The 24,427-nt window shown below is 70.3% G+C and carries 21 protein-coding genes and 2 pseudogenes; 15 read left to right on the top strand and 8 right to left on the bottom strand.

All coding sequences use genetic code 11. From position 1 onward, the window contains the following. Positions 1 to 4: 4 nt before the first annotated feature. The 3 genes and pseudogenes from GA0070609_RS15935 to GA0070609_RS15925 form a co-directional block, all read left to right on the top strand. Positions 5 to 838, top strand: a pseudogene (locus tag GA0070609_RS15935) (alpha/beta fold hydrolase); the annotation flags it as partial. A gap of 117 nt (positions 839 to 955) precedes the next feature. Beyond that, positions 956 to 1,780 carry an alpha/beta hydrolase gene (locus GA0070609_RS15930; RefSeq protein WP_197700307.1) on the top strand — a complete coding sequence of 275 codons (825 nt, stop codon included), beginning with the start codon at positions 956 to 958 and terminating at the stop codon, positions 1,778 to 1,780. A 306-nt stretch (positions 1,781 to 2,086) separates the two neighbouring features. Next, on the top strand, positions 2,087 to 3,064 hold the full coding sequence (locus GA0070609_RS15925; protein WP_197700306.1) for a helix-turn-helix domain-containing protein: 978 nt from the start codon (positions 2,087 to 2,089) through the stop codon (positions 3,062 to 3,064). Positions 3,065 to 3,307: 243 nt separating this feature from the next. On the opposite strand, the gene GA0070609_RS15920 is transcribed toward GA0070609_RS15925, so the two are convergent. Both GA0070609_RS15920 and GA0070609_RS15915 read right to left on the bottom strand, forming a co-directional pair. Then, positions 3,308 to 3,931 carry an FMN reductase gene (locus GA0070609_RS15920; RefSeq protein ID WP_088994538.1) on the bottom strand — a complete coding sequence of 208 codons (624 nt, stop codon included), beginning with the start codon at positions 3,929 to 3,931 and terminating at the stop codon, positions 3,308 to 3,310. Continuing rightward, a complete protein-coding gene (locus tag GA0070609_RS15915; RefSeq protein WP_088994537.1) occupies positions 3,928 to 5,067 on the bottom strand; it encodes an LLM class flavin-dependent oxidoreductase in 1,140 nt (379 codons plus the stop codon). The genes GA0070609_RS15920 and GA0070609_RS15915 overlap by 4 nt, the downstream gene beginning before the upstream one ends. Positions 5,068 to 5,280: 213 nt before the next feature. Between GA0070609_RS15915 and GA0070609_RS15910 the strand changes: the two genes are divergently transcribed. The 6 genes from GA0070609_RS15910 to GA0070609_RS15885 all read left to right on the top strand — a co-directional run bounded on the left by GA0070609_RS15910 (position 5,281) and on the right by GA0070609_RS15885 (position 12,017). Continuing rightward, the gene (locus GA0070609_RS15910) at positions 5,281 to 6,345 is read left to right on the top strand and encodes an alpha/beta hydrolase (protein ID WP_231928808.1); all 1,065 of its coding nucleotides are present in this window, start codon (positions 5,281 to 5,283) and stop codon (positions 6,343 to 6,345) included. 52 nt (positions 6,346 to 6,397) lie between these two features. Continuing rightward, entirely contained in the window at positions 6,398 to 8,272 is a 1,875-nt protein-coding gene (locus tag GA0070609_RS15905) for an amidohydrolase (protein WP_172899521.1), read from the top strand. A gap of 41 nt (positions 8,273 to 8,313) precedes the next feature. Beyond that, positions 8,314 to 8,976, top strand: coding sequence for a hydrolase (locus tag GA0070609_RS15900; RefSeq protein WP_088994534.1), 663 nt, complete (start codon positions 8,314 to 8,316; stop codon positions 8,974 to 8,976). A 98-nt stretch (positions 8,977 to 9,074) separates the two neighbouring features. Next, positions 9,075 to 9,602: a DoxX family protein gene (locus GA0070609_RS15895; RefSeq protein WP_088994533.1), complete on the top strand. Its 528-nt coding sequence runs from the start codon at positions 9,075 to 9,077 to the stop codon at positions 9,600 to 9,602. Further along, positions 9,599 to 11,230: an MFS transporter gene (locus GA0070609_RS15890; RefSeq protein ID WP_197700305.1), complete on the top strand. Its 1,632-nt coding sequence runs from the start codon at positions 9,599 to 9,601 to the stop codon at positions 11,228 to 11,230. Before GA0070609_RS15895 ends, GA0070609_RS15890 begins: the two co-directional genes overlap by 4 nt. Before the next feature lie 58 nt (positions 11,231 to 11,288). Continuing rightward, on the top strand, positions 11,289 to 12,017 hold the full coding sequence (locus GA0070609_RS15885) for a hypothetical protein (RefSeq protein ID WP_088994531.1): 729 nt from the start codon (positions 11,289 to 11,291) through the stop codon (positions 12,015 to 12,017). 212 nt (positions 12,018 to 12,229) lie between these two features. Here the strand turns inward: GA0070609_RS15885 and GA0070609_RS15880 are convergent, their stop codons facing one another. After that, positions 12,230 to 13,228, bottom strand: coding sequence for a helix-turn-helix domain-containing protein (locus tag GA0070609_RS15880; RefSeq protein WP_197700304.1), 999 nt, complete (start codon positions 13,226 to 13,228; stop codon positions 12,230 to 12,232). A gap of 126 nt (positions 13,229 to 13,354) precedes the next feature. Here GA0070609_RS15880 and GA0070609_RS35185 point away from each other — a divergent pair. From GA0070609_RS35185 to GA0070609_RS15865, 4 genes and pseudogenes are all read left to right on the top strand, one after another. Beyond that, positions 13,355 to 13,675: pseudogene (locus tag GA0070609_RS35185) on the top strand (helix-turn-helix domain-containing protein); the annotation flags it as partial. Positions 13,676 to 13,963: 288 nt separating this feature from the next. Beyond that, the gene (locus tag GA0070609_RS15875) at positions 13,964 to 16,759 is read left to right on the top strand and encodes an AfsR/SARP family transcriptional regulator (RefSeq protein ID WP_231928807.1); all 2,796 of its coding nucleotides are present in this window, start codon (positions 13,964 to 13,966) and stop codon (positions 16,757 to 16,759) included. Between the two features lie 234 nt (positions 16,760 to 16,993). Beyond that, complete coding sequence (locus GA0070609_RS15870; protein WP_231928806.1) at positions 16,994 to 17,563, top strand: DUF4396 domain-containing protein; 570 nt, start codon at positions 16,994 to 16,996, stop codon at positions 17,561 to 17,563. A gap of 532 nt (positions 17,564 to 18,095) precedes the next feature. Next, on the top strand, positions 18,096 to 18,491 hold the full coding sequence (locus GA0070609_RS15865) for a VOC family protein (protein ID WP_088994529.1): 396 nt from the start codon (positions 18,096 to 18,098) through the stop codon (positions 18,489 to 18,491). A gap of 117 nt (positions 18,492 to 18,608) precedes the next feature. On the opposite strand, the gene GA0070609_RS15860 is transcribed toward GA0070609_RS15865, so the two are convergent. Further along, positions 18,609 to 19,748, bottom strand: coding sequence for a GDSL-type esterase/lipase family protein (locus GA0070609_RS15860; protein ID WP_088994528.1), 1,140 nt, complete (start codon positions 19,746 to 19,748; stop codon positions 18,609 to 18,611). Further along, on the bottom strand, positions 19,748 to 20,326 hold the full coding sequence (locus GA0070609_RS15855; protein ID WP_088994527.1) for a TetR/AcrR family transcriptional regulator: 579 nt from the start codon (positions 20,324 to 20,326) through the stop codon (positions 19,748 to 19,750). The genes GA0070609_RS15860 and GA0070609_RS15855 overlap by 1 nt, the downstream gene beginning before the upstream one ends. 255 nt (positions 20,327 to 20,581) lie before the next feature. Between GA0070609_RS15855 and GA0070609_RS15850 the strand changes: the two genes are divergently transcribed. After that, positions 20,582 to 21,037, top strand: coding sequence for a hypothetical protein (locus GA0070609_RS15850; RefSeq protein ID WP_088997765.1), 456 nt, complete (start codon positions 20,582 to 20,584; stop codon positions 21,035 to 21,037). Next, on the top strand, positions 21,024 to 21,539 hold the full coding sequence (locus GA0070609_RS15845; protein ID WP_088994526.1) for a DUF3995 domain-containing protein: 516 nt from the start codon (positions 21,024 to 21,026) through the stop codon (positions 21,537 to 21,539). Before GA0070609_RS15850 ends, GA0070609_RS15845 begins: the two co-directional genes overlap by 14 nt. Positions 21,540 to 21,599: 60 nt before the next feature. On the opposite strand, the gene GA0070609_RS15840 is transcribed toward GA0070609_RS15845, so the two are convergent. The 3 genes from GA0070609_RS15840 to GA0070609_RS15830 form a co-directional block, all read right to left on the bottom strand. After that, positions 21,600 to 22,583 (bottom strand): endonuclease/exonuclease/phosphatase family protein, encoded by a 984-nt coding sequence (locus tag GA0070609_RS15840; RefSeq protein WP_157748184.1) that lies wholly within the window; start codon positions 22,581 to 22,583, stop codon positions 21,600 to 21,602. Positions 22,584 to 22,597: 14 nt separating this feature from the next. Continuing rightward, entirely contained in the window at positions 22,598 to 23,128 is a 531-nt protein-coding gene (locus GA0070609_RS15835; RefSeq protein WP_088994524.1) for a hypothetical protein, read from the bottom strand. A 111-nt stretch (positions 23,129 to 23,239) separates the two neighbouring features. After that, positions 23,240 to 24,370: a DNA glycosylase AlkZ-like family protein gene (locus GA0070609_RS15830; protein ID WP_088994523.1), complete on the bottom strand. Its 1,131-nt coding sequence runs from the start codon at positions 24,368 to 24,370 to the stop codon at positions 23,240 to 23,242. Between the last annotated feature and the right edge of the window lie 57 nt (positions 24,371 to 24,427).

The following is a 24,427-nucleotide window of genomic DNA, read 5'->3' as shown; positions in this document are numbered from 1 at the left end:
CTCAATGGGCTACGTGACCACCGACGACGGCGTGCAGATCTTCTACAAGGACTGGGGCTCCGGCCGGCCGGTCGTGTTCAGCCACGGTTGGCCGCTGAACTCCGACAGCTGGCAGGCGCAGATGCTCTTCCTGGCCGAGCGCGGTTACCGGGTCATCGCCCACGACCGCCGCGGGCACGGCCGTTCCACCCAGACATGGGACGGCAACGACATGGACCACTACGCGGACGACCTGGCCGCGGTGCTGACGGCGCTCGACGTACGGGACGCCACCCTGGTCGGGTTCTCGACCGGCGGCGGCGAGGTGGCCCGGTACATCGGCCTGCACGGCACCGGCCGGGTCGCGCAGGCGGCGCTGATCTCGGCGGTGCCGCCGCTGATGCTTCAGACGCCGGACAACCCGAACGGTACGCCGATCGAGGTGTTCGACGGGCTGCGGGCGGGATCGATCGCGGATCGGTCCCAACTGTACAAGGACCTCGCCGCTGGGCCGTTCTTCGGCGCGAACCGGCCGGGGACACAGGTGTCGCAGGGGATGCAGGACGCCTTCTGGCTCCAGGGCATGCAGTCCGGGCACAAGAGCGCCTACGACTGCATCAAAGCGTTCTCCGAGACCGACCTGACCGAGGACCTGAAGCGGTTCGACGTGCCGACTCTGGTCGTCCACGGTGACGACGACCAGGTCGTGCCGATCGACGCCGCCGGCCGCGCCTCCGCGGCGATCGTCAAGGACGCCACCCTCAAGGTGTACGCCGGCGCGCCGCACGGCATCACCGACACCCACAAGCAGCAGCTCTGCGACGACCTGCTCGAGTTCGTCGACAGCTTCAAGCGCTGAATCACATCCCGGCGGCAGGCCCTGCCGAACGGGCCCACCGACGTGCCTGCCCTCCCGTTCCCCCGCACCCACCGAAAGGCAAATGCCGTAATGAACGATAACCAGAGCGAGCCGCGCATGCCGCGCCGGCCACTGCTGGGCGCGATCGCCGGCGCCGCGATCGGCGTGGCCACGGTCCCGCTGGTCGCGGCCGCTCCGGCCGCCGCCAGCAGATCGACCAGCGGCCAGGACGCGAGCAAGCCCACGATCGTGCTGGTGCACGGTGCGTTCGCCGACGCGTCCGGCTGGGCGGCGGTCACCAAGCGACTGCTCGGCTGCGGCTACCCGGTGCACGCCCCGGCCAATCCGCTGCGCGGCCTGCACAGCGACGCCGAGTACCTCCGCATGTTCCTGTCCACCATCACTGGACCGGTCGTGCTGGTCGGCCACTCCTACGGCGGCGCGGTCATCACCAACGCCGCCGTCGGCAGCCACAACGTCAAGGCCCTGGTCTACATCGCCGCGTACGCCCTCGACGAAGGCGAGGCCGTGGCGGCCGCCAACGACCTCGGCGGCGGCCACAGCGACCTGATCAACCACGTCGTCCTGCGCCCGTTCCCCGGTGCCGGGGAGGGCGATGCCGACGGCTACATCGACCGAGCTCACTTCCGGCGGCTGTTCGCCGCTGATCTGCCCGCCACGCAGGCAGCGGTGATGGCCACCGCCCAGCGGCCCGCCGCGCTGTCGACGCTGCTGACCCCGTCCGGCGTGCCCGGCTGGAAGACCATCCCCAGCTGGTACGTCGTCGCCAAGGACGACCAGACCATCCCGCCGCAGGCTCAGCGGGTCATGGCCGCCCGCGCCCAAGCCCGCACCACCGAAGTACGCAGCTCCCACGTGCCCATGATCAGCCGTCCGGACGCCGTCACGCACATCATCGTCACCGCCGCCACGACAGCCTGATCCACGCGGTGGGTGTCGTCACGGGCGACCGCGACGGCACCCACCACCGACCGTCCTCCACCATCCGGCGCCGAATTGCTTCGGCTCTCAACACCTACGACACCTGCCCCGCCCGGCTGGCGGCGACGACCGGTGCATCGACGTGAACGGCGGGTGCGGCAACAGCCAGGCACTGGCCCACTGACGCATACCCAAGCTTGTTGTACGGACCGTTTGGAGCACACCATGTCCAAGCCTGTCCTTGAGCCCACCCGAGACGCCGGGACGGTGGCAGGGCGCGGGCATCCGGCCTGGGAGAGACCAGCCGTGAGCGTGACCGTGGGCAGGGACGATGTCGCCCGCCACGAGGAGTTCGCGCGCTGGAACGAGTCGGTGAGCCGGTCGTTGGCGCCCGTCATCGTCACCACAGCGCGGGGGGTGCCGTTCCAGGCGAGTATCACCGCAGACGAAGTGGGGGTTCTGCGAGTCTCGGCGATCGAGGCCGATCCGCAGCGGGTGGTCCGCCCGATGCGTCTGATCACCCGCTGCCCGGGGGAGTCCGTCATCGTCGTCCAACAACTGAGTGGAGTCACGTTGGCGATCCAGGACGGGCGGGAAACACGGCTGGAACCGGGCGGTCTCCTTGTGTGCGACACCGACCGTCCGTACGTCCTTGACCAGCCCGAGCGCTTCCGTGCGCTGGTGTTCCGGCTGCCACGTACCGCCGTGGGTATCCGGTCGGATGTCCTACGCCGCGTGACCGCCTCGCCGATCCATACGGATTGCGGGGTGGGCGCGCTCCTCGCGCCGTTTCTCACCCGACTCGCGGACAGCGCCTCGCTGCTGGTGCCCAGTGTCAGCGAGCGGCTTGCGGGAACGACCGCGGATCTGCTGGCCGCGCTGATTATGGAACAGGCTGGAACGCTGGCCGTTGACGTCCGCGATGGGCAGGGCGCGCTGATGCACCGGATACAGCGCTATATCTCCTCGCGTCTTGGCGACGTGGACCTGTCTCCGGAAAGTGTGGCCGCGGCGAATCACATCTCGGTGCGCTATCTGCACAAGCTGTTCGAGCGGGATGGGATTACGGTGCGCCGGTGGATCCAACAACGCCGCTTGGAGCAGTGCCGCCGGGAACTGGCCGGCCGTGACGCCCTCGTGTCGGCGGTTGCCCAACGCTGGGGCTTCGTGAACACGTCCCACTTCAGCCGTACGTTCAAGGCGGCGTATGGCGTCTCGCCGCGCGACTGGAAGCACCAGCGTGCCGCGGCAACGGCCGGCCAGCATCAGCCGACGGCGGCATGACTCGGGGTGGGCATGCCGGATCGAGGAGTTCGCGCTCGCGGATCCGCGGCCCGGCGGTGGGTGAACGGCCGCGCTGGAGCGCCAGCGGCGAGGGGCAGTCCGTGCTGCGCTCCATGACAGTGAGCCGGCCCCGGACGGGCCTGTCAACGGCCAAATCGGTGCACCCGCCCGCTGCCCCGGTCGGGCATCGTCGACCACGGTGCCGGATCGCCAGAAGGTGACCCCGCGGTCCCGCCCGGGCGGTCAGCCGTCCCGCAGCCCGCCCAGGAGGTCCTCGAAGGTGCCGGTGAGGGCGAACGGGTCGGCCGGGCCGGTGGAGACCGGCCGCCGGTGGATCTGCTCGGCCAGTTCGGCGGCGGCCCGGTCGATCCGGCGCCGCAGCGCCCCGTCGGCCGTGCCACCGGACCAGTCCTCCGGCGCGGCGAAGACCGCCGTCGGCACCACCACCGCGTGCAGGTACGCGAACAGCGGCCGGAGCGCGTGCTCCAGGGCGAGCGAGTGCCGGGCCGTGCCACCGGTCGCGGCGACCAGCACCGGCCGGTCGGCCAGGGCCTCGGCGTCGACCAGGTCGAAGAACGACTTGAACAGCCCGTTGTACGACGCGTTGAAGATCGGCGTGACCGCGATGATGCCGTCGGCGCCGGTGACCGTGTCCAGCGTCGCCCGCAGCGACTCCGACGGGAAGCCGGTGAGCAGGTGGTTCACCACGTCGTGGGCGTGCTCGCGCAGGTCGACCGGGTGCACGTCGACCAGCTCGCCCCGCCCGGCCAGCCCGTCGCGGGTGGCCGCGGCGAGCTGGTCGGCGAGGAGCCGGGTCGACGACGGCTGGCTGAGGCCGGCCGAGACGACGGCGAGGGTGCGGCTCATCGGGCGGCCCCGGGCGCCTTGCCGGTGACGTCGTCGACGGCGTGCACGGTGCTGTCCTTGGCGCCGCCCGCCGCGGCGACCAGCGAGGCGTGCGTGGGCGCCTCGGGCACGTGCGCCGGGCGCAGCGTGTCGAACTCCTTGCGCAGCACCGGGACCACCTCCTCGCCGAGGAGGTCGAGCTGCTCCAGCACCGTCTTCAGCGGCAGGCCGGCGTGGTCGATCAGGAACAGCTGCCGCTGGTAGTCCCCGACGTAGTCGCGGAAGCCGAGGGTCCGGTCGATGACCTGCTGCGGGCTGCCCACGGTCAGCGGGGTCTGCGCGGTGAACTCCTCCAGCGACGGGCCGTGCCCGTAGACCGGCGCGTTGTCGAAGTACGGCCGGAACTCGCGGACCGCGTCCTGGGAGTTGCGGCGCATGAACACCTGCCCGCCGAGCCCGACGATGGCCTGGTCGGCGGAGCCGTGGCCGTAGTGCTCGAAGCGCTGCCGGTAGAGCCCGACCATCCGCTGGGTGTGCTCCTTGGGCCAGAAGATGTGGTTGGCGAAGAAGCCGTCCCCGTAGTAGGCGGCCTGCTCGGCGATCTCCGGGCTGCGGATCGAGCCGTGCCAGACGAACGGCGGCACCCCGTCGAGCGGGCGCGGCGTCGCGGTGAACGACTGCAACGGGGTGCGGAACCGACCCTTCCAGTCCACCACGTCCTCGCGCCAGAGCCGGCGCAGCAGGTCGTAGTTCTCGATCGCGAGCGGGATGCCGTTGCGGATGTCCTGCCCGAACCACGGGTAGACCGGGCCCGTGTTGCCCCGACCCATCATCAGGTCCACCCGGCCGTCGGCCAGGTGCTGCAGCATCGCGTAGTCCTCGGCGATCTTCACCGGGTCGTTGGTGGTGATCAGGGTGGTGGCGGTGGAAAGCAGCAGCCGGGACGTCCGAGCCGCGACGAAGCCGAGCGTCGTAGTGGGGGAGGAGGAGAAGAACGGCGGATTGTGGTGCTCGCCGAGGGCGAAGACATCCAGCCCGACCTCCTCCGCCTTCTCGGCGATCCTGATGATCGCCTTAATCCGTTCGACCTCGCCGAGAGCGCGGCCGGTGGTGGGGTCAGTGGTGATGTCGCTGACGGTGAAGACTCCGAACTGCATGCGGCTCCTCTTTCCTGACGATTCCGTGTCCTGGAACGGTAGGTGCCAGCGGCACGGCCGATCTGACTGCCGGTGCATAGGAACCGCCTCCCAGCGCTCAACGCTCGGCTCCCGGAATTATCACCCCGACTTGCGGAGGCGCCGACTTCCGCCGTGCTCGCTCCCGCCGGACACCCCTCGGTCCTTCTGTTCCTTCTCAGGCATGGGGTGTGCGTGCTCAGCAAACACGTGATCGTCGCTCGATCCATACCTTCGTGGTGCGCGGCGTCGTCGGGCGTCGTCTGGGGGTTGTTGAAGAGGAGGGTGACCATGTCTGAGTCACGTTTCACGGAGCCGGTCCTGGAGCCTGAGGCCGCGGCGTTCGCCGCCGCGACCGCGGATCACCCGTTCCTGTACGAGCTTCCGGTGTCCGAGGGGCGCAAGGCGGTGGACGAGGTCCAGTCCGAACCGATCGCCAAGCCCGACGTCGACGAGATGTGGATGACGCTGGACGGGGGTTCGACGGGCAGTGTCCGCGCCCGTATCGTGCGGCCCGCCGGCTCGCCCGATCAGCTGCCGGTCGTCATCTACATCCACGGCGCGGGTTGGGTGTTCGGTAACGCGCACACGCACGACCGACTGGTGCGCGAGCTTGCTGTCGGTGCCCGCGCGGCTGTCGTCTTCCCGGAGTACGACCTGTCGCCCGAGGCGCGGTACCCGGTGGCCATCGAGCAGAACTATCTGGTCGCCCAGTGGGTGGCGCGAGAGGGCGCGGCCTACGGCCTCGACCCCACGCGGGTGGCGGTCGCAGGCGACTCCGTGGGCGGCAACATGTCCGCCGCGCTCACGCTCATGGCCAAGGAGCGCGGTGACCTCGATCTGGTCGCTCAGGTGCTGTTCTACCCGGTGACCGACGCGGCGTTCGACACCCCGTCGTACCACCAGTTCGCGGAGGGTTACTTCCTGCGCCGCGACGGGATGAAGTGGTTCTGGGACCAGTACACCACCGACGAAGCACAGCGAGCGGAGATCACGGCGTCGCCGCTTCGGGCGACTGTCGAGCAGTTGGCGGACCTGCCGCCGGCCTTGGTGATCACGGCCGAGGCGGACGTGCTGCGGGACGAGGGCGAGGCGTACGCCAACAAGCTGCGCGCCGCCGGCGTACCGGTCACCGCGCTGCGCGTTCAGGGCGTGATCCACGACTTCGTCATGGTCAACAGCATGCGGGCCACCCGGGGCGCCGACGTTGCGATCAAGACGGCGATCGACAGTTTGGTCACCGCCTTCTACAGCATCTGACCCGGCCTGCAGCGTCGCGTCGATCCGAAGAGAGGAGAACAGCGTGACCAGCATGCCGGTCGGCGGTATGACACCGGCCGACGGAACTGTCAAGCCTGCCGATCTACTCGTCCGGAACGCCAAGGTCTTCACCGGTGATCCACGGCGGCCCGAGGCCCAGGCGGTCGCCGTGCACGGCGGCAACATCGTGGCGCTCGGCGACGACCGTGCCGTCGCCCCGTACGTGGGGACCGAGACCAGAGTCGTGGACGCCCTGGGTCGGCGTGTGCTGCCTGGGCTCAACGATTCGCACCTGCATGTCATCCGGGGCGGCCTGAACTACGTGTTGGAGCTGCGCTGGGATGGCGTGCCCTCGCTCGCTCAGGCCCTGGCCATGCTCAGGGAACAGGCCGGTCGAACCCCCGCAGGACAGTGGATCAGGGTCGTCGGGGGGTGGACGGCGGACCAGTTCGCCGAGCGACGCATGCCGACGGTGTCGGAGCTCAACGCCGCCGCCCCGGACACCCCGGTCTTCGTCCTGCACCTGTACCAGTCGGCGCTGATGAACCGCGCCGCGGTCCGGGCGGCCGGGTTCACCCGCGATACGCCGGACCCCCGCGGCGGCCAGATCGTGCGCGGCCGGGACGGAGAGCCGACCGGTGTTCTCCTCGCCGCGCCGAGCGCACTCATCCTGTACTCGACGCTTGCCAAGGCCCCGGTGCTCGGCGAGGACGACCGGCGAACCTCTACCCGGCACTTCCTCAGGGAGCTCAACCGCTTCGGCCTGACGTCGGCGATCGACGCGGCGGGCGGTTTCCAGAACTTCCCGGACAACTACCGGACGGTCATCGACCTGGCCCGCACCGGCGAGTTGTCGCTGCGCATCGCGTACCACCTGTTTCCGCAGACGGCCGGGCAGGAGATCGCCGATCTGACCCGGTGGATCGACACGGTGAGCCCGGCGGACGGGGATGAGTGGTTGCGGCTGCGCGGCGCGGGCGAGAACCTCACCTGGGCGGCGGCTGACTTCGAGAACTTCAGCGAGCCGCGTCCCGAACTCGGGGATTACGAAGCCGAATTCGAGAAGGCCGTCCGGCTGCTTATGGAGAACGGCTGGGGCTTCCGCCTGCATGCCACGTACGACGAGACGATCCGGCGGGACCTGGCGGTCTTCGAGAAGCTTGCCGCCGACGGCCTGTTTCCGGCCGGCAACTGTTGGCTGTTCGACCACGCCGAGACGGTGAGCGACGCGAGTCTGGACCGCATCGCGGCGCTCGGCGGCGCGGTGTCGGTGCAGAACCGGATGTCCTTCCAGGGCAGGGCATTCGTTGAGCGGTACGGCGCGGACGTGGCGGCCCGTACGCCACCGGTGCGCCGCATGCTCGGCACGGGGATCACGGTCGCGGCGGGCACGGATGCCACCAGGGTGTCGTCGTACAACCCGTGGGTGGCGCTGCACTGGCTCGTCACCGGCCGTACCGTCGGAGACCTGCTGCTGTATCCGCCGGCGAACCGGCTTTCCCGCGAGAAGGCCCTGGAGCTCTACACCGTCGGTGGGGCGCGCCTGACCGGAGAGGAACACCTGAAGGGCATCCTGAGGGAGGGGTACTTCGGGGACCTCACGGTGCTGTCCGACGACTACTTCACCGTCACCGATGAGGACATCCCGCACATCGAATCCGTGCTCACCGTCGTCGGCGGACGCATCGTCTACGCCGCAGCCGAGTACGAGGGCCTGGACGAGACCCTGCCTGCGCTGAGGCCTGAGTGGAGCCCCGTCGCCCGGTTCGGCGGCTACCACGCGACGCCGAAGCCCAGCGGCGCCCGGCAGGCAGACCTGATCGCGGAAGCGGTCGCGGAGTCCGAGCGGCACCGGCAGTGGCGCGTCGCCCGCAGATTCATCCCCGAACAGCAGTCGATGCCTCTCGACCCCTGCTTCGACCTTTGATCAATTCACCCGATTTCTCCGCGCACAGAAAGGGAACTCGCATGACCAACCTCGCGAACGTCCAGGCCGCGCCCAGCCCGGATCTGCTCACTTCCGGCAACGCCATGATGCTCTTCGTCGACCACCAGCCGCAGATGTTCTTCGGCACGGGAAGCGGCGACCGCACGTCGATCATCAACGCGACCGTCGGCCTCGCGAAGGCGGCGCAGCTGTTCGACGTGCCGACGGTCATCACCACCGTCGCCGCCGAGTCGTTCTCCGGCCCGGCGATGCCTCAGCTCGTGGAGGTTTTCCCGGACCACAAGCTCATCGACCGCACGACGATGAACGCCTGGGAGGACCCGTCCCTCGTAGACGCGGTGAAGGCCACCGGCCGCACGAAGATCATCATCTCCGGTCTGTGGACGGAGGTGTGCCTGGTGCTGCCCGTTCTGTCCGCGCTTCATCAGGGCTACGAGGTGTACGTCGTCGCGGATGCCTCTGGTGGCGTTACCCCGGCCGCCCACGAGCACGCCCTCGACCGCATGATCCGCGCAGGTGCCGTGCCCGTCACCTGGGTCCAGGTGCTGCTGGAGCTCCAGCGGGACTGGGCGCGCGGCGAAACCTACGACGGCGTGATGGACATCGTCAAGGCGCACGCCGGCGCATACGGCCTCGGCGTGGTCTACGCCAAGCACTTCATCGGCGCGAACGCCGCCGGCTGAGACGAACAGCCCTCGGTGGGCCGGGCACGGTGTCGCATCGCGCCCGGCCCGCCAGGGGCACCGCGGTCGCTCGATCCCCTGACCTGAGGAGAAGAAGCGTGGACACCGGCCTGATGCTGCTGCGCGTTGTGACCGGGCTGCTGATAGCGGCACACGGCGTGCAGAAGGTCAGCCCGTGGCTCGGCGGGCGCGGGCTGGACGCAGGCACCGAGGAGTTCCGGCGCGACGGCTTCCGGGGCGGCACGGTCACGGCGGTGCTCGCCGGAGCGACCCAGATCGGGTCCGGGCTGCTGCTGGCTGCCGGGCTGGTCACGCCCCTCGCGGTGGCGGGCGCGGTGGGGGTCATGACCGTTGCGGTCAGCGTGAAATGGCCGCACGGACTGTGGGTACAGAACGACGGCTACGAGTATCCGCTCGTCCTCGTTATCGCCGCCGCCGCCCTGGCCTTCACCGGACCGGGTGAGTGGGCGCTTGACGAGGTGGCCGGCCTCACCCCCTGGCCGGCGTGGAGTGCCCTCGCGGCGGTCACGCTGGGGCTTGGTAGCGGTCTGCTCGCCCGTCTCGTGTTGTCCTCGGGGCGCCCTGGCCGGGAAGATCACGGCTCCCGGTCCTGGAGACACCGGTGACGGAGACTGCGCCCTCGCGTACGACGTCCCGTCGCGGCGCCCACGAGGGACGCGGGGAGGCCTGGAAGCCCTTCGCCGCACCGGTCTTCCGCGCCCTGTGGATCGCCCAGTTCGTGTCCAACATCGGCACCTGGATGTCGACAGTCGCCGCCCAGTGGGAACTGGTCGGCCGATCGCCGGTGCTCGTCTCCCTCGTCCAGACTTCGGCCAGTCTGCCGCTGCTCCTGCTCGCCTTTCCGGCCGGAGTGCTGGCAGATCAACTGGACCGTAGACGGCTGCTCATCACCGCGCAGTACGCCATGCTCGGGTGTTCCGCGGTGCTTGCGGGCCTCGCCTTCGCCGACGTGCTACAACCGGCCTCCCTGCTGACCCTGTTGTTCCTGACCGGCTGCGGCTCCGCCCTCATGGGCCCGGCCTGGCAGGCCATCCAGCCGGAACTGGTCGATCGCCCGTCCCTGCCGCAGGCCGCCGCCCTGGGCGCGGTCAGCATGAACCTCGCGCGCGCGGTCGGTCCCGCACTCGGCGGCCTGCTGCTGTCCCTCACCGGAACCGGATGGGTCTTCACGATCAACGCCCTGTCCTACCTCGGTACCGTGGCCGTGCTCGCCGCCTGGCATCGGCCGCCGGGCCCCCGGGAGACCCCGTCCGGCGACCAGCGGCTGTTGACCGCCCTGGACGCGGGTCGCCGCTACGTGTGGCACTCCCCGGACATCCGAGGGGTGCTGTGGCGCTGCCTGCTGTTCGTCCCCGCGGCGTCCGCCCTGTGGGCTCTCCTGCCACTCGTCGCGAGTCGTTCGTTGGGCCTCGGCGCGTCGGGCTACGGGTTGCTGCTCGGTGCGGTGGGTGCGGGGGCGGTGGTCGGTGCGGTGTTGCTGCCGTCGATGCGCCGTGTGTGGGGAGCGGGCCGATCACTGGCGTTCGCCGGCCTCGCCGCTGCGTCCGTCCTTACCCTGCTCACCCTCACGCGCACCGTCTGGGCGGCCGTCCTGCTTTTACCGGCGGCGGGACTCGCCTGGATCCTCGTGGTGTCGCTGCTCAGCGCCACCATGCAGACACGGCTGCCGGCATGGGTGCGGGCGAGAGGCCTGGCCGTGTACCTGGTCGTCTTCCAGGGCGGAATGGCGCTCGCCGCGCCCGTGTGGGGTCTGCTCGCCGACCGGTGGGGCCTCGCTCCCGCCCTGCTCACATCCAGCGTGGCGCTCCTGCTCGGCGCCGCCAGCGTCCGCTGGTGGCCCCTACCGGGTGGCAGCGCCGACACGAACCCCTCCAGCCACTGGCCAGAGCCGGTGTCCGTCCTCGATCCACAGCCCCACGGCGGCCCGGTCCTCGTCACCGTCGAGTACCGCGTCGCTACGGGCGACATCGATCGCTTCATCGCCGCCATGACGGCCGTCGCCCGGTCGCGACGCCGCACCGGCGCCGTCACCTGGGGGCTCTACCGCGACAGCTCCGATCCGGAACGGCTCATCGAACACTACGTGGTCGTCACCTGGAACGACCACCTCGCCCAGCACCGCGACCGGCTCACCGCGGACGACCGCCGCGCGGAGCAGGTGGCCCGCGCGCTGCTCAAGGAGGGCACGAAGCCGACGGTGGCCCACGCTTTCGACGCCATGACGGCCACCTGACGCCGCCGCGGCGCACCGGCCCGACACGTCGCCGATCCAACTCTGGAGGTTGCAACAGATGAGTTCCACATCCAGTGATGCCCAGACCGCGGAAGACGGCAAGAGACCGGCCGTGGCACGCCACTTCGAGCCCGATCTACGACCCATGACGCGGATCAACCTCAGGCCGATCGCTTCTCCCATGCCGCTCGGCTTCTACACGATCGCGATCGCCTCCGCGATCGCCAGCCTCCTGCAGCTGGGTTTGTTCGACGCCACCGACGAGCGCGCGGTTGCCCTCACGATCCTACCTGCGTTCGCACTTCAACTGGTCGTGAGCGTCCTCGCCTTCGGCGCCCGGGATGTGGTCGCGGCCACCCTGATGGCCGTCTTCGCCGGCAGTTGGCTCGCCACCTCTCTCGTCCTGGCCACGGACGCATCCGGCGGGATGAAGGTCCTGGGCGTCCTCAACCTCTCTCTAGCCGCCTTCGCCGGTCTCATGGTGACGGTCACCATGCCGAAACGTGCGCTCTGGTTCGTACTGCTGATCGCCACGCCCCGCCATCTGGTGGCCGGAATCTACGGGCTGACCGGCGTGGCCTGGCTCGGCCACGTCGCGGGAGCGCTTGGGCTCCTGCTCGCAGGCTTCTGCCTCTACGCCGCGTACGCACTGATGCTCGAGGACATGAAGGACGAACAGATCCTGCCGATCGGTCGCACCGGACCCGCCCACGCCGCCGTCGAGGGCAACCTCGCGGTGCAGCTCCGCAATCTGGAACGGAGGGCGGGGGTACGGCGAACCCTGTGACGGCCGCGGCAGTCCCGTGTCGCGCATGGTGACCCGTCCGGCCGCACCGCCCGATGTCGACGCTTGCGACGCAACGTCCGCACGCTGCCGCCGAAGCCCTGCTCCCGAGGTGGCAGCCGGTCGTCACGCTGGCCCCGGTCAGCCTCGTCCTGGCGGATTCAGGTTCGCAACGCCTCGTGATGCACACCCAACTGCCGCGCGCGGCCTACGAGCTACCGGGGAACCTCACCAGGCTGGAGAGACTCGTGGTGGTGCGCCCGCCAGTCGCGCGGCGACATTCCGTAGTCCTGCTTGAACGCTTTGCTGAAGTGGGTGGAGTCGGTGAAGCCCCACCGGCGGCCGATCGCTGAGATAGTCAACGACCGATAGGCCGGGTTCGCCAGGTCCTTGCGGGCTTCCTCAAGCCGGTTGTGGCGCACCCACTCGCCGAACCGGACACCCTGCCGGCCTAGGATTTGATAGAGGTAACGCACAGAGATGTGATGCGCTGCGGCTACGGCCGCCGGGGTCAACTCCCGGTCGGCCAGGTTCGCCCTCAGGTAACTCATGATCTGGTACGGCAAGGTGCCGGTGGCCGCCTCACCGAACAGGTCACGGTCGTCCAGACGGGCGGCGACGGACGCGCGGATCAGATCGATCGTCGGCTCGGCCATCAGAACCAGGTGCCGGCTGTACGGCAAGGCCTCGGTGACGGCAAGCCGGGTCAGGTATGCCGAGGTCACCTCGGCCACAGCGTTGCCCGAACCGAGTGTGACCGCGGTGGCGTCGCGCAACCGGCGCGCAGAAATTCCCAGCGTGGTACGGGGGATGCGGAAGAAGACCGCGTCCATGCCGTCGAGGAACAGCAGGCTGTAGGCGCTGGCCGTGTCGTAGATGGCGAAGTCGCCCGGCCGGAGCAGCGCTTCCCGCCCGTCCTGTACAACCAGGCTGGTCCCCGACATCTGCAGCCCGAGGAAGATCGCCGGGTCGTCGTCGCGGCGCGCCAGCCGCTCCGTGCGTCGTACGGTGGTCGATGTCGCCCGCACCGAGCAGACATCCAGTGAACCCAGGCTGCCGAGACGCAGATTGACGCCGATGCGTTCCGGCGGGAGATGGTGGTCGATCTCGACCTGGATGACGGACTCCCAGACCAGGGCGCGAACAGCCTCGGCGCGGTGCCGGGGTGGCAACTCCGCCGTACTGATTGCTGTTGCCAGTTGTTGGGACGTCATTCCTCATCACCACCGCGCTTGTCGTTCGGTGCTGCAACGGTGGCACGCGGTGCTCCCGGAGACAATGACCGGCCGGCTGTTCATCAGGCCATGCCGGCTTGACCAAGCTTCTGTGCGCGCAGGTACATGACAGGAGCCGACCGCCGCTACTACCGTTCTGGGAGCGCTCTACCGCCGGAGGGGATCACGGTCACCGGTGACTCGCTTCCGACGCGCCGAGCTGGCGTGGACTGCGGTCGGCGCTGTCGGGGAGGTGTGGTGACTGGTTTGTCGTTCGGCCGGCGGTTGCGGACGTTGCGGCGCTCGGCGGGCATGACGATCGAGGAATTGTCCGAGGCGTCCGGGGTGAGCGGGCGGGCGATCAGTGACATGGAGCGGGGGCGCAGTCATGCCCCACAGGCGCGGACGTTGGCGGCGCTGGCTGACGCGCTGCGGCTGGGTGACGGTGACCGTGCTGTTCTCGTCGAGCTGGCGCGTTCGGGGCGGTTGGAGAACAGGGGCGGGCGCCCCCGGGTGGGTGAGCTGCCGCGTGGGGTTAGTGGCTTTGTCGGTCGGCTGCGGGAGTCGGAGGTGCTCCGCCGGCACGGGCTGGCCGGGTCCGTTGACCCTCCAGCGCAGGTGATGGTGGGTGAGAGGGCGGGGGAAGGAAGGGCGTTCCCATGGCCTTCCCTGCGGAACGGCAGGGACGGGTCGGGGCCTTCAGAGCACGTGCACCAGGGAACGAACCGTTTCACCGTGCTGGGCCCGGTGCGGGGTTGGCGGAACGACACGGAGCTGGACCTGGGGCCACCACAGCAGCGCGCCCTCTTCGCCGTGCTGCTGGCGCACGCGGGCCGGCCGGTGAGCCTGAGCGAGATGGTCGACGCCTTGTGGGCCGATGCGCCGCCAGCTAGCGCGGTGAACATTGTCCAGCGGTACATCGGGCGACTTCGGCGGGTAATGCAACCTGACCGGCCCGAGGGTTCAAGAGGGCGACTCCTGGTGAGGGCCGGCAGAGGCTACCGGCTCGCCACCGACGCGGCGAGCCTGGACCTGCTGTGCTTTCGGGAGCTGGTGGCGCAGGCTGAGGGCGAGAAGCAACCGGAACTGAAGCTTGCTCTGTTCGTCGAGGCGTTGCACCTGTGGCAGGGCCCGGCCGCCGCCGGCATTGCGGCTGAGGTGCGGAGCCGACCACTGTTCGCGGCGCTGGACCGCGAGGTACTGCGCACCGTACGGCACGCCACCGACGTCGCGCTCGCCGTCCACGTACCCGAGCCGATGGAGCCGCTGCTGCGGAGGGCTGCGGACGCTCATCCGCTCGACGAGTCGGTACTGGCACGGTTGATGCTCGTGCTGGCGGCGTCCGGCCGTCAGGCAGAGGCCCTCAGCGCCTTTCAGTCGGTGCGCATCCGTTTGGCCGAGGAGTTGGGCGTCGAACCCGGCCCCGAGTTGGCCGCCGCGCACACCTCCGTGCTGCGCGGTCACGACGGTGCAGCGCCGGCGGAGCCGCTGCGGCGATGGTCGGGCCGGGACCGCCCCGCTCCCGCACAACTCCCCGCCGACCTGCCCACCTTCACCGGCCGACGGGCAGCGATCGCCGAGCTCTTGGGAGTGCTCACCGCCGCCGAGTCGACGGCGTTCCCGTCGCTGGTGATCCACGTGATCTCCGGCATGGCGGGAATCGGCAAGACGACGCTGGCGGTGCACCTGGCCCACCAACTCGCCGTCCGATTCCCCGACGGACAGCTTTATGCGAACCTGCGGGGATTCGGTCCGATCGGGTCGACGGTCGCTCCCGGTGATGCCCTGCGCAATTTTCTGGACGCCCTGGGAGTGCCCGCCGCGCGCGTCCCGGCCGACCTGCACGAGGCTGCCGCGTTGTACCGAAGCCATCTGGCCGGCCGTCGGATGCTGATCCTGCTCGACAACGCGCGGAATGCGGAGCAGGTCATCCCGCTGCTCCCCGGGACCCCCGGTTCACTGGTACTCGTCACCAGCCGGAACGACCTGGGCGAACTCGTCGCTACTCAGGGCGCTCATCCGCTCACCCTCGACCTGCTGTCGGCCGAGGACGCTCGAGACATGCTGGCGCGTCGCGTCGGCGCCGATCGGGTGGCTGCCGAACCGGAGGCGGTCGACGAAATTGTCGCGCGGTCGGCGCGGTTGCCACTGGCACTGGCCACAGTCGCCGCACAGGCTGCCGTGAACCGAGCGTTTCCGCTCTCCGCCATCGCCAACGAGTTACGGCGAGCGCGGGGAAGCCTCGAGGCGTTCGCCGGTCCGGCCGCCGCCACCGATGCCCGAGCGGCCTTCTCCTGGTCGTATCATGCGCTCAGCGACGATGCCGCGCGGCTGTTCCGCTTGCTCGCGTTGCATCCGGGCGGTGGCACGGACGTGGGAGTGGGGGCGATCGCGGCGCTTGCCGGCCGGCCCGTCGGGGGTGTTCAGGTTGCGCTGGCGGGCCTACACCGCGCCAACCTCGTTCTACAGCCCGCGCCGGGCCGCTACGTCTTGCACGACCTGCTGCACGCGTACGCGGCGGAACTCGCCGAAGTGACTGAGTCCGAGGAGGACCGCCGGGCGGCCCTGCACCGGCTGCTCGACTACTATCTGCAGACCTGCCACACCGCGTATAGGCTGCTGGCGCCGCCCCGCCGGTACGAGTTGACCTTGCCCACACCGCTGTCCGGCGTACCGGAGACGCCGCTTGACAGCGCGGCGGCCGCAGTCGCCTGGCTGGCCGGGGAACGCCCGGCCCTGCTCGCGGCCGTCGAGGCCGCGCGACGCGCTGGGTTCGACGCGCACGCCTTGCCGCTGGCGCTGTCGGTGGGCGAGTTCCTCGACCGGCAGGGCCGTTGGCAGGAGTGGTTTGACACGCAGTCTGCTGCGTTGGCCGCCGCCGAGCGGCTTGGCGACCGGGCGGCGCAGGCGTTGAGCCATCGGCTGGTGGGGATTGCCGCGAGCAGGTTGGACCGGCATGACGAGGCGCATGCGCACCTGAACCGAGCGATCGAGGTGTACGCGGAGCTCGGCGACCAGGTGAGCAAGGCGACGACGCTGCGGAACCTCAGCTACGAGTTGAACCGGTGTGGCCGGCACGAGGAGTCACGTGCCCTGAAACGCCAGGCGCTGGAGCTCTACCGGTCGGTCGGTGACCGTGTCGGGGAAGCGAACTGCCTGAACGAAATCGGCTGGACCTGCCTGCTGCTCGGGGACGCCGCCGGTGGTCTGGCCCGTGCCGAGGAGGCTCTTGATCTGCTGAACGTGTCGGGCGACGCGCGTAGCGAGGCCGCCACCCGGGACACCATCGGTCTCGCGCTTCACCGGCTCGGGCTTCACCAGGAGTCCATCGTCGCCTACCAAGAGGCGATCCGGCTGCGGCGAGAGACCGGCGACCGCTATCCCGAGGCGGTCAGCCTCAATCGGCTCGGAGACGTCCAGCACGCCTCGGGTGACCTCCTGGCAGCGCGTCACGCCTGGCGGTCGGCCCTGGAGATCCTCACCGACCTCGAGCATCCCGACGCGGAAGCGGTTGGAGCCAAGCTCTCGTGAAGTGGAGACGCCCTCGGCTGCCGGGGTGACCGCGAGTCGCCGCTCCCAGAAACGAGTCGGCGGATCCGCGCTGTATTCGGTCGCGCGCTTCTGTCCCGTTTCGTCGGGCGATCTCGGGCTCAGTCACAGTCTGCGCACTGATTGAGCACGGCGCGCGGCATACGGTCGGGCTGGATCTTGGCGAAGGCCGAGTTCCGTCACGACCACCTCGTGGGGAGGAACGTCCGTAGGGCGGTGACCTCGGCGACCTCTGACCACACCAGGGCCCGTGCGGCCGCCATCCGCAGCGACACCCACCCGCGTCCAGTCCCCCTCAACCACGACAAGAACGGAACAATTGTGAACGAACCTGTTGGTTACGCGGCAGCGCACGCCGCGTGGCAGATGGCGCTCGCCGCCACCCTGCACTGCCTCACCGGCTGTGCCATCGGCGAGATCCTTGGCATGGCGATCGGAACGTTGATCGACTTGGACGACACACCGCGGATCGTGCTGTCGGTCGCATTGGCGGTCCTCTTCGGGTACGCGCTGGCAGCCCGCCGGGTGATGAAGGCCGGCCTCACCCTCGGCCAGGCGACCCGGGTCGCACTTGCCGCCGAGACGGTCTCGATCACCGTGATGGTGTCCGTGGAGAATGTCGTCCTGGTACTCATACCCGGTGCGGTCAGCGCCGGACTCGGAAGTCCCCTCTTCTGGCTCTCGCTGGGCAGCGCGCTGATAGTGGCGTTCATCGTCACGCTTCCGGTCAACCGGTGGCTGATCGCGCACGGCCGAGGCCATGCCTACACACCGCATCACCACTGACCCAGGTCGCCGCCGACCGCGCCACCGCCGGCCCGGCCGTTCAGGAAACGTCAGCGCTCTGACCCACGAATGTTCACGGTGTGGGGCTCGTGCTGCGTGGGTGGTGGGTGGGCCCCAGCAGTCGTTGTCGTTCGCTGCGGATACGGGCGCGTTCGCGGCATTGGGCGGCCAGGACGTCGCGTCAACCACGACGCCGCCGAGCAACGCGCCGAGCGCGATGGTGGCCGGCGAAATGGTGGGGGCTTTCTACACAGTCTGAAGGCGGTAGCCGGACCAGCGCGGACCGTCCGCGCGCGAGATCCGTCACCGGGACGCAACGTTGGCGACCCGGAGCTTCGTCGTCGGTACCGTCACGGGCGTCATTGGCGTCTGGGGCCCAAGGATTCGTCGGTACGGATCGGGCCGTCCCGACGCAGCTCAGGGGCCATTCGGAAGCGTCCGGACGGCCTCTCTCGATCTTGCGCGGCAGCTAAGTACAGCAGGGGCTCATCGGCCGATACTCTGAGCCCCGTCCGCACTATCTGGGAGAGTCATGACAAGTCGGTTCACCGAGTTGGCCGTTGATTGCCACGATCCGGAGAGGCTCGCGGCCTTCTGGTGCGAGGTATTGGACTTCAAGGTGATCGACCGGAGTGAGGGCAAGGTCGAGATCGGCTCCTGGGTGCCGACCATTGAGGATGTTCGGGCCCGCCAGATGCCGCCCACCCTGCTGTTCATCAAGGTGCCCGAGGGCAAGACCGTGAAGAACCGGCTCCACCTCGACGTCAGCCCGATCGACGGCGGCACCGAGGACGAGGTGACCAGATTGCTCGGCCTCGGTGCCACCAAGACGGATGTCGGCCAAGGCTCGGACCGAAACTGGGTGGTCATGGCGGACCCCGAAGGCAACGAGTTCTGCGTCCTACGCACCCTGGCGCCACAGAACTAGGCCGCTGGCGCGCCCACCCTTCACCTTGCGTAATGGGTGCCTGGGATTCATGGCCACAGCTACCAGCGAAGACGCCGGATCAACCGACTACGACTGGACGGCCGGCGATCAGCTGGGTCATCGGGCGAACGGGCCGGTCCCGGTGAAGGCGTACGCGGCGAATCGGGTGCCGATGCGCTGGTGGGCCTCGGGGCTCGGATGCAAGTCGTCGGGCAACGGAAGTTCGGTGGCGTCGGCTGAGCCGTACAGGGAGGTGCCGTCGAGGTAGTGCAGGTTCCTGTCGGCCGCGCGGCGGTCGGTCAGCGAGCGCAGCTCGCGCCGGATGACCTGGAGCGTCAGGCGTCCCAGGGTGACGTCCCCGGGTGTTCCGGTCGCGACGAACCGTACCTGGTCGGTGCCGATCGAGGCGGGGTCGATCGCGCCCGGGCCGGGAGTGTCCTCGTGGACACCGCAGAACAGGGGCGAGATCAGGAGCAGTGGGACTTCCGGGTGGCCGTCGCGGATCGTGTCGAGGAAGCCGTGGACGGCGGGGACGAAGGCACGTAGCCGCATCGCGTCGAGGTTGACGACGTTGATGCCGAGCTTGACGCTGATGTAGTCGGCCGGGGCGTCGCGGATCACGCGGGCCAGGAACGGATCGACCACCGCGCTGCCGCCCAGGCCCAGATTGCGCAGCTCGACACCGGCGTGACGGGCGGCGACGGCCGGCCAGATCTCGCTGGGCGCCAGCGCGTTCGAGCCCTGACTGATCGAGCTGCCGTGATGCACCCACAGCGGCATCCTGACGTCGTCCGGCTCGATCGGGGCGTCGGCCTGCAGCTCGACCAGCTCGATGGTCTCGTTGTGCGGCAGCCAGACCTCGATCCGGTGACGGCCCCCGGGCAGATCGGAGACCGTGGTCGTGTGCGCCTCGCCGGTGTGGAGAGCGGTCTGGCCACTGGTGAGGTCAACCTCGACCCGATCGCCGCCGTCCAGCACGTCGCGGACGATGAGCTCGCCGTCGGCGTAGACGTCGATGCGCCCACGTGGTCGCTCGGCGCCCGCGTAGGCGATCCGGGTCGGGTGGGTCACCAGTTCGATCGCGCTCGCCGTCGTCTGGAACACGATGCGTACGCCCGAGGGCTGGCTCTCCATCGAGAGCAGCTGTCCGTCCGGGAATTGCTCGCGTACCCAGGCGGGTAGCCGGTGCGGCCGGATGCCGCGCGGGGTGACCTCGACCTCGGCGACGCCGCGGAGGAGCTCGGGGAGGACGTGCATCAGGGCTTTCCTTCGGTCGGCCAGGAGCGGAAGGCGGTGTCGAGCGCATCCAGCGCGCGTCGCCAGGAGAGCTCGGTGGCGGGCTCGCGGTGTGCGAGGTTGCCGCTCGCCTCGAGCGCCAGGAAGCCGTTGATGGTGGCGCCGAGAAGCCGGGTGGCGTGCACGAGCTCGGTCTCGGGCAACTGGTAGCCGCGGAGCATCGCCAGCGTCAGCGCGACCAGGTGGCCGGCCGCCTCCGATTCGACGGTCGATGACGCGGCAGGGCGTTGCAGAGCGGCCCAACGGCCGGGGAACCGGCGGGCGTAGTCACGGTGTGCGTCGGCGAGAGCGATGAGCGCGTCTCGCCCTGAGCGGCCGCCGATGGCTATCGCGACCCGGTCGGCGAGCTCGCCGAGTGCCAGCTCGTGCACGCCGTCGAGCAGCGAGGACCGATCGCGGACATGTGAGTAGAGACTCGCGGTCTGCACCCCGAAGCGGCGGGCCAGCGCCGACAGGGTGATCGCGTCGAAACCTTCGCGGTCCGCCAGCTCCGCCGCCGCCGCGATGACGACCGCTGAGGTCAGGTTCGCTCGTCCCATGCCCCCATCCTACCCCTAGTAGTGAAAAACCTAAGGCCATTCGGCTGAGGCCACGACACCCGAGGTGCCGACGGAAGGAAGGCGTCCCCGACGTCCTCCGGCCCTCCGAGCCGACGCAGGGCCGAGAGCCTGGCCGGTGGTCCAGTTCCGGCTCGGCTCGTGCCACACCCTTGAGTGGTGCTCCCTCCCGTGGGGGAGAGGTCTCCCCGCTCGGCGGGAGTCGAGGCCCGGTGGGTGGTGGTTACCGTCGCGATCATGGTCGATCGTGCTTATCCCCGTCGTTGGCCGGCGTACGCGATGGCGGTGCTGTTCCTCGGTTACGCCCTGGGCAAGGCCGTCTTCGCCGTGCAGTCCCGGCTCGGGTTCCCGGGCGGCCCGCCCGTCTCGGCTGCCGAGGCCGAGGGCTACTTCCTGGACCCGGCCGTGGCGCAGTGGACCGCCGCCGCGACCGGCGTGCTCGGGGCGAGCCTCGCCCTCGCCACCGTCACCTCGCTGGGCCGTTGGCTGCCGCGAGGCGTGATGCTGCTGGCGTTGGCCGGGATGCTGCTCGCCGTCGGCGGCGGCGCCCTGATCATGATCCTGGACGGGTTCGTCGGCCTCGGGGTCGGCTGGCAGTGGCACCACGGTGTGCTGGGGATCGTCGTCATCGGGCTGCTGTTGGCGACGATCCGCTCCTATGAGACGGCGACGAGGCGACGTGTCGCGGGCTGACCGGGCGGTCCTCGGGGCGTACGGGGCGGCGGTGTGCGCGGCGGCGTACGGATCGATGAAGCTCGCGCAGGCGCTGGGAGCCAACGCGCTGGCCGACAAGGATCCGCTGCCCCCGGAGCTGCGCGAGCGGTTGTTGGCCCGGGATCCGCTGTTCGTGGCGAGCCACTGGGTGCTGGCCGGTGCGGCCGTGGTCGGCGTCGTCGTCGCGCTGGCCGCCGTACGCCCGTGGGGTGCGGCGGTCCCGCGTCGGCTGCTGCTGGTGGTCGCGTGGGGGCTGGGGATATTCATGATCGCCCGGTCGGTCGGGGTGCTGGGGTTCGGGTTCGTCGGAGACGGGCTGCTGTTGGCCGGGGTCCGCCCGCCGCCGGTCGAGCACGCCGCGCTGGCCCGCGACCTGGCGCGCTGGGACCTGCTGCTGTGGTCACCGTTCTTCCTGCTGTGGGGGATTTGCTGGACGGCGACGGGACGCGGCCTGGCGGCGCGCGCTCCGGCCCGGGGCTGACGCACGGGTCGGACCGCGCCGATCAGGGCCGGGGCGCGGAACGCCGGTGGCCGGGAGCGGTCAGAGTTCGGCGCTGACGAACCAGCCGTTGTGGTCGGTGTGGCGCATCGGGTGCGAGCGGGCGTCGGCGAAGCTGAGGTCGCTGGTCGCGATGACGTGCTGCACGTTGCCGTTGCCGACGTGGTGGTAGCCCGCGGGAACGCAGTCCCGGACGTCCGGCGAGCCGCCGGCGGCCAGGTTCAGGTCGCCGGCGACGAGCACCGGAGTGGACGATCCCACGGCCGCCCGCATCGCGGGGATCTCGACCCGCAGCAGGTGCTGGCACTGCCGGATCGCGACCGCCGCGGAGGCGAACGTCAGGTGGGTGGTGCAGGCGTGGTAGCGGTCGGCCGCCGCCACGCAGAGCCAGACCCGCAACTCGTCCGGGCCGTCGGCCTGCTGCGGGTAGAGCCCGTTGAACACCGAGACGCCACCCCGGGCCGCGGGGTCGACCCGGCCGAGGATCCCGATGCCGTACGGCTCGCCGTTGCGGCACCGGTAGGGCCGCGAGCGGACGATTCGGTCGGCCGCCGGCTGGAACGCCCAGAACACCGGGTCACCCGGGAACGCGCGGAGCATCGCCGGGTGGAGGCCGGTCACCACGTCGTCCCGGCAGACCTCGTTGAGGGTCACCACCTGCGGACGCAGCTCGGTGATCGCCGCGTACGCCTCGGCCACCGCCCGGCCGTTGTTGACCTGGGCGTAGCACGACGCGAAACCGCTGTTGCAGAGGTTGAGTTGCAGCGCGGCGAACGGCGCGCCCGGCCGGGACGCCGCCGGCTCGTCCCGCCGGTGTCCGGTCAGGCCGCCGAGCTCGGCGCAGGGGCCCGACCCGGCACAGAACGTCCGCACCCCGGGCGCGGTCTGCTCGGCCGGGTCGCTCGGGCGGACGTACGCGTCCCCGGCGAGCGCCGCCACCAGCAGCAGCACACCCGGCACGACCAGGGCCCGGATTCGTCGCCGCCGGTCGACCGGCGGCGACGGGACGGCTCGACGTGTCGACATCCCCTGCGGCGGGCTCAGTCGCAGCTCTTCCGGGCCGCGCGCACGAAGTCGTTCCGCGTCATGACTCTCGTCGTCCGGTAGTCCTTCGGCGCCAGCACCTGGTCCGGTCCGATCCGGTCGAAGTCCGCGATGGTGAACGTCACGGTGATGGCGTTACCGCTGCTCCGCCCGCCGAGGCCGTAGCTGGCGCCGGGCCGCAGTTCGGTGAGCGGTCGGGTCTTCTCCGTGCCGCCACCGCCTGCGGCGGGGGTCTCGCCGCTGCCATGGAGGTCCCAACCCTGCGGTGGCGGACCGAGTAGCGGAACCTCCACCACCTCTTGCGCCGGCCTGCCGCTGATGTGCCAGCGGGTCGACGTGCCGGTGCCCTCGTAGGCGTCGTCCTCGTGGACGCTGAGCTGGGAGAAGGCGCCGTCGCAGGTGACCAGGACGCCCACTGGCCGACCATCCTGGACGGACAGGGCGACGATCGGCTGGTCCGGCGGGGTGCAGCCGGCCAGCAGCCCGAGCAGCAGGACCAGGATCCCGGGAAGAGTCAGCCTGCGCACGACTCCGATGCTTCCAGCACGACGTCACCAGCCGGGTCCCGAGCGATCACGATCGGCACACAGCTTCGCCGCAGCTTGGTACCGGGATCCGTTCGCGGTTGCTGCCCCCGGCTACCCGGACGACCGTCGCGTGGGTCGGCCTCCGGGGAGCGCGAGGTCCAGGTGCAGCCAGTCGGCCAGCTCCCTGATCTCGGCGCGCACCGCGGCGGCGGTGGCCGGGTCGAAGGGCTCGTCCTCGTGGATCGCGTCGACCCGGAGCACGCCGGCCGGGCGGTCGGCGGTGGCGTCGAGCTTGCCGACCAGCCGGTCGCCGGACAGGATCGGCAGCGCGTAGTAGCCCCAACGGCGCTTGGCCACCGGCTTGTACATCTCCAGTTGGTAGTCGTAGCCGAAGAGTTCGACGGTGCGCCTGCGGTCGTGGATCAGCCGGTCGAAGGGGGACAGCAGTGCCACGCGCCCCGCGAACTGCTGCCCCAGGTACGCCGGATCCACCCGCCACAGACCGGCGACGCCCTCGACCACGGCCGGCTCCCCGGCCACCCCCACGTCCATCGGCTCGACCGGGCACTCCGGCCCCTGGGCGCGGGCGATGCCGAGCGCGCGCAGCCGTCGTCGGTCGCGGACGCGGCGCGCCTCGTCCGCCGGGACCACCGGGTCGGCCGGGTAGACCCGGGTGGCCAGGTCCCACAGCCGCTCCCGGCCCCGGCGCCCGGCGGTCGCCACCTCGCCACGCCGCACCATGAGCTCCAGCAGTTGGATGACGTTACGGTGGTTGGTCCACCCGGTGGACGTCCACGGCACCTGGCAGGTGTCGGGGATCTCCCGGGACGTCAGCGGCCCCTGGGCGGCGAGCCGCTCGAGGATGTCACGCCGGCACGCGTCGTTGGCGCGTACCCAGTCGCGGGTGTCCTTCTGCCAGGCGCGCAACTCTCCGCGACCGGGCCAGTCGGCCATGTCGGCGCGGTAGAGCGCCAGGTCCTCGCTCGGCCGGATCATCGCGCGGAGTTCCAGCAGGACCCGGTCGGCCAGCGCCGCCGCCAACCGGGCCGGCTCGTACGACCGCCCGAGCCGGCTGAACGCCACCAGGTCGGCGCTCGGCGCGACGGCGGCGGTCGGGTCGATCTGGAGCAGGGTCAGGTGCCGCACCACGGCGAGCAGATCGGTTGGCCGGGAACCGTCCAGCAACTGCGCCCGTACGGCGATGCGACGCGCGTCGGCGCGGGACAGCTCATGGACGGTCACGGATCGAGGCTAGGGGACCGGTACGGCGGAAGGCCACGCCCGCGACCGGTTCGGCGA

Origin of the sequence: Micromonospora echinaurantiaca, from assembly GCF_900090235.1 — a bacterium.
GTDB classification, from domain to species: Bacteria; Actinomycetota; Actinomycetes; order Mycobacteriales; family Micromonosporaceae; genus Micromonospora; species Micromonospora echinaurantiaca.
This window is presented reverse-complemented; position numbering and strand designations above follow the sequence as displayed.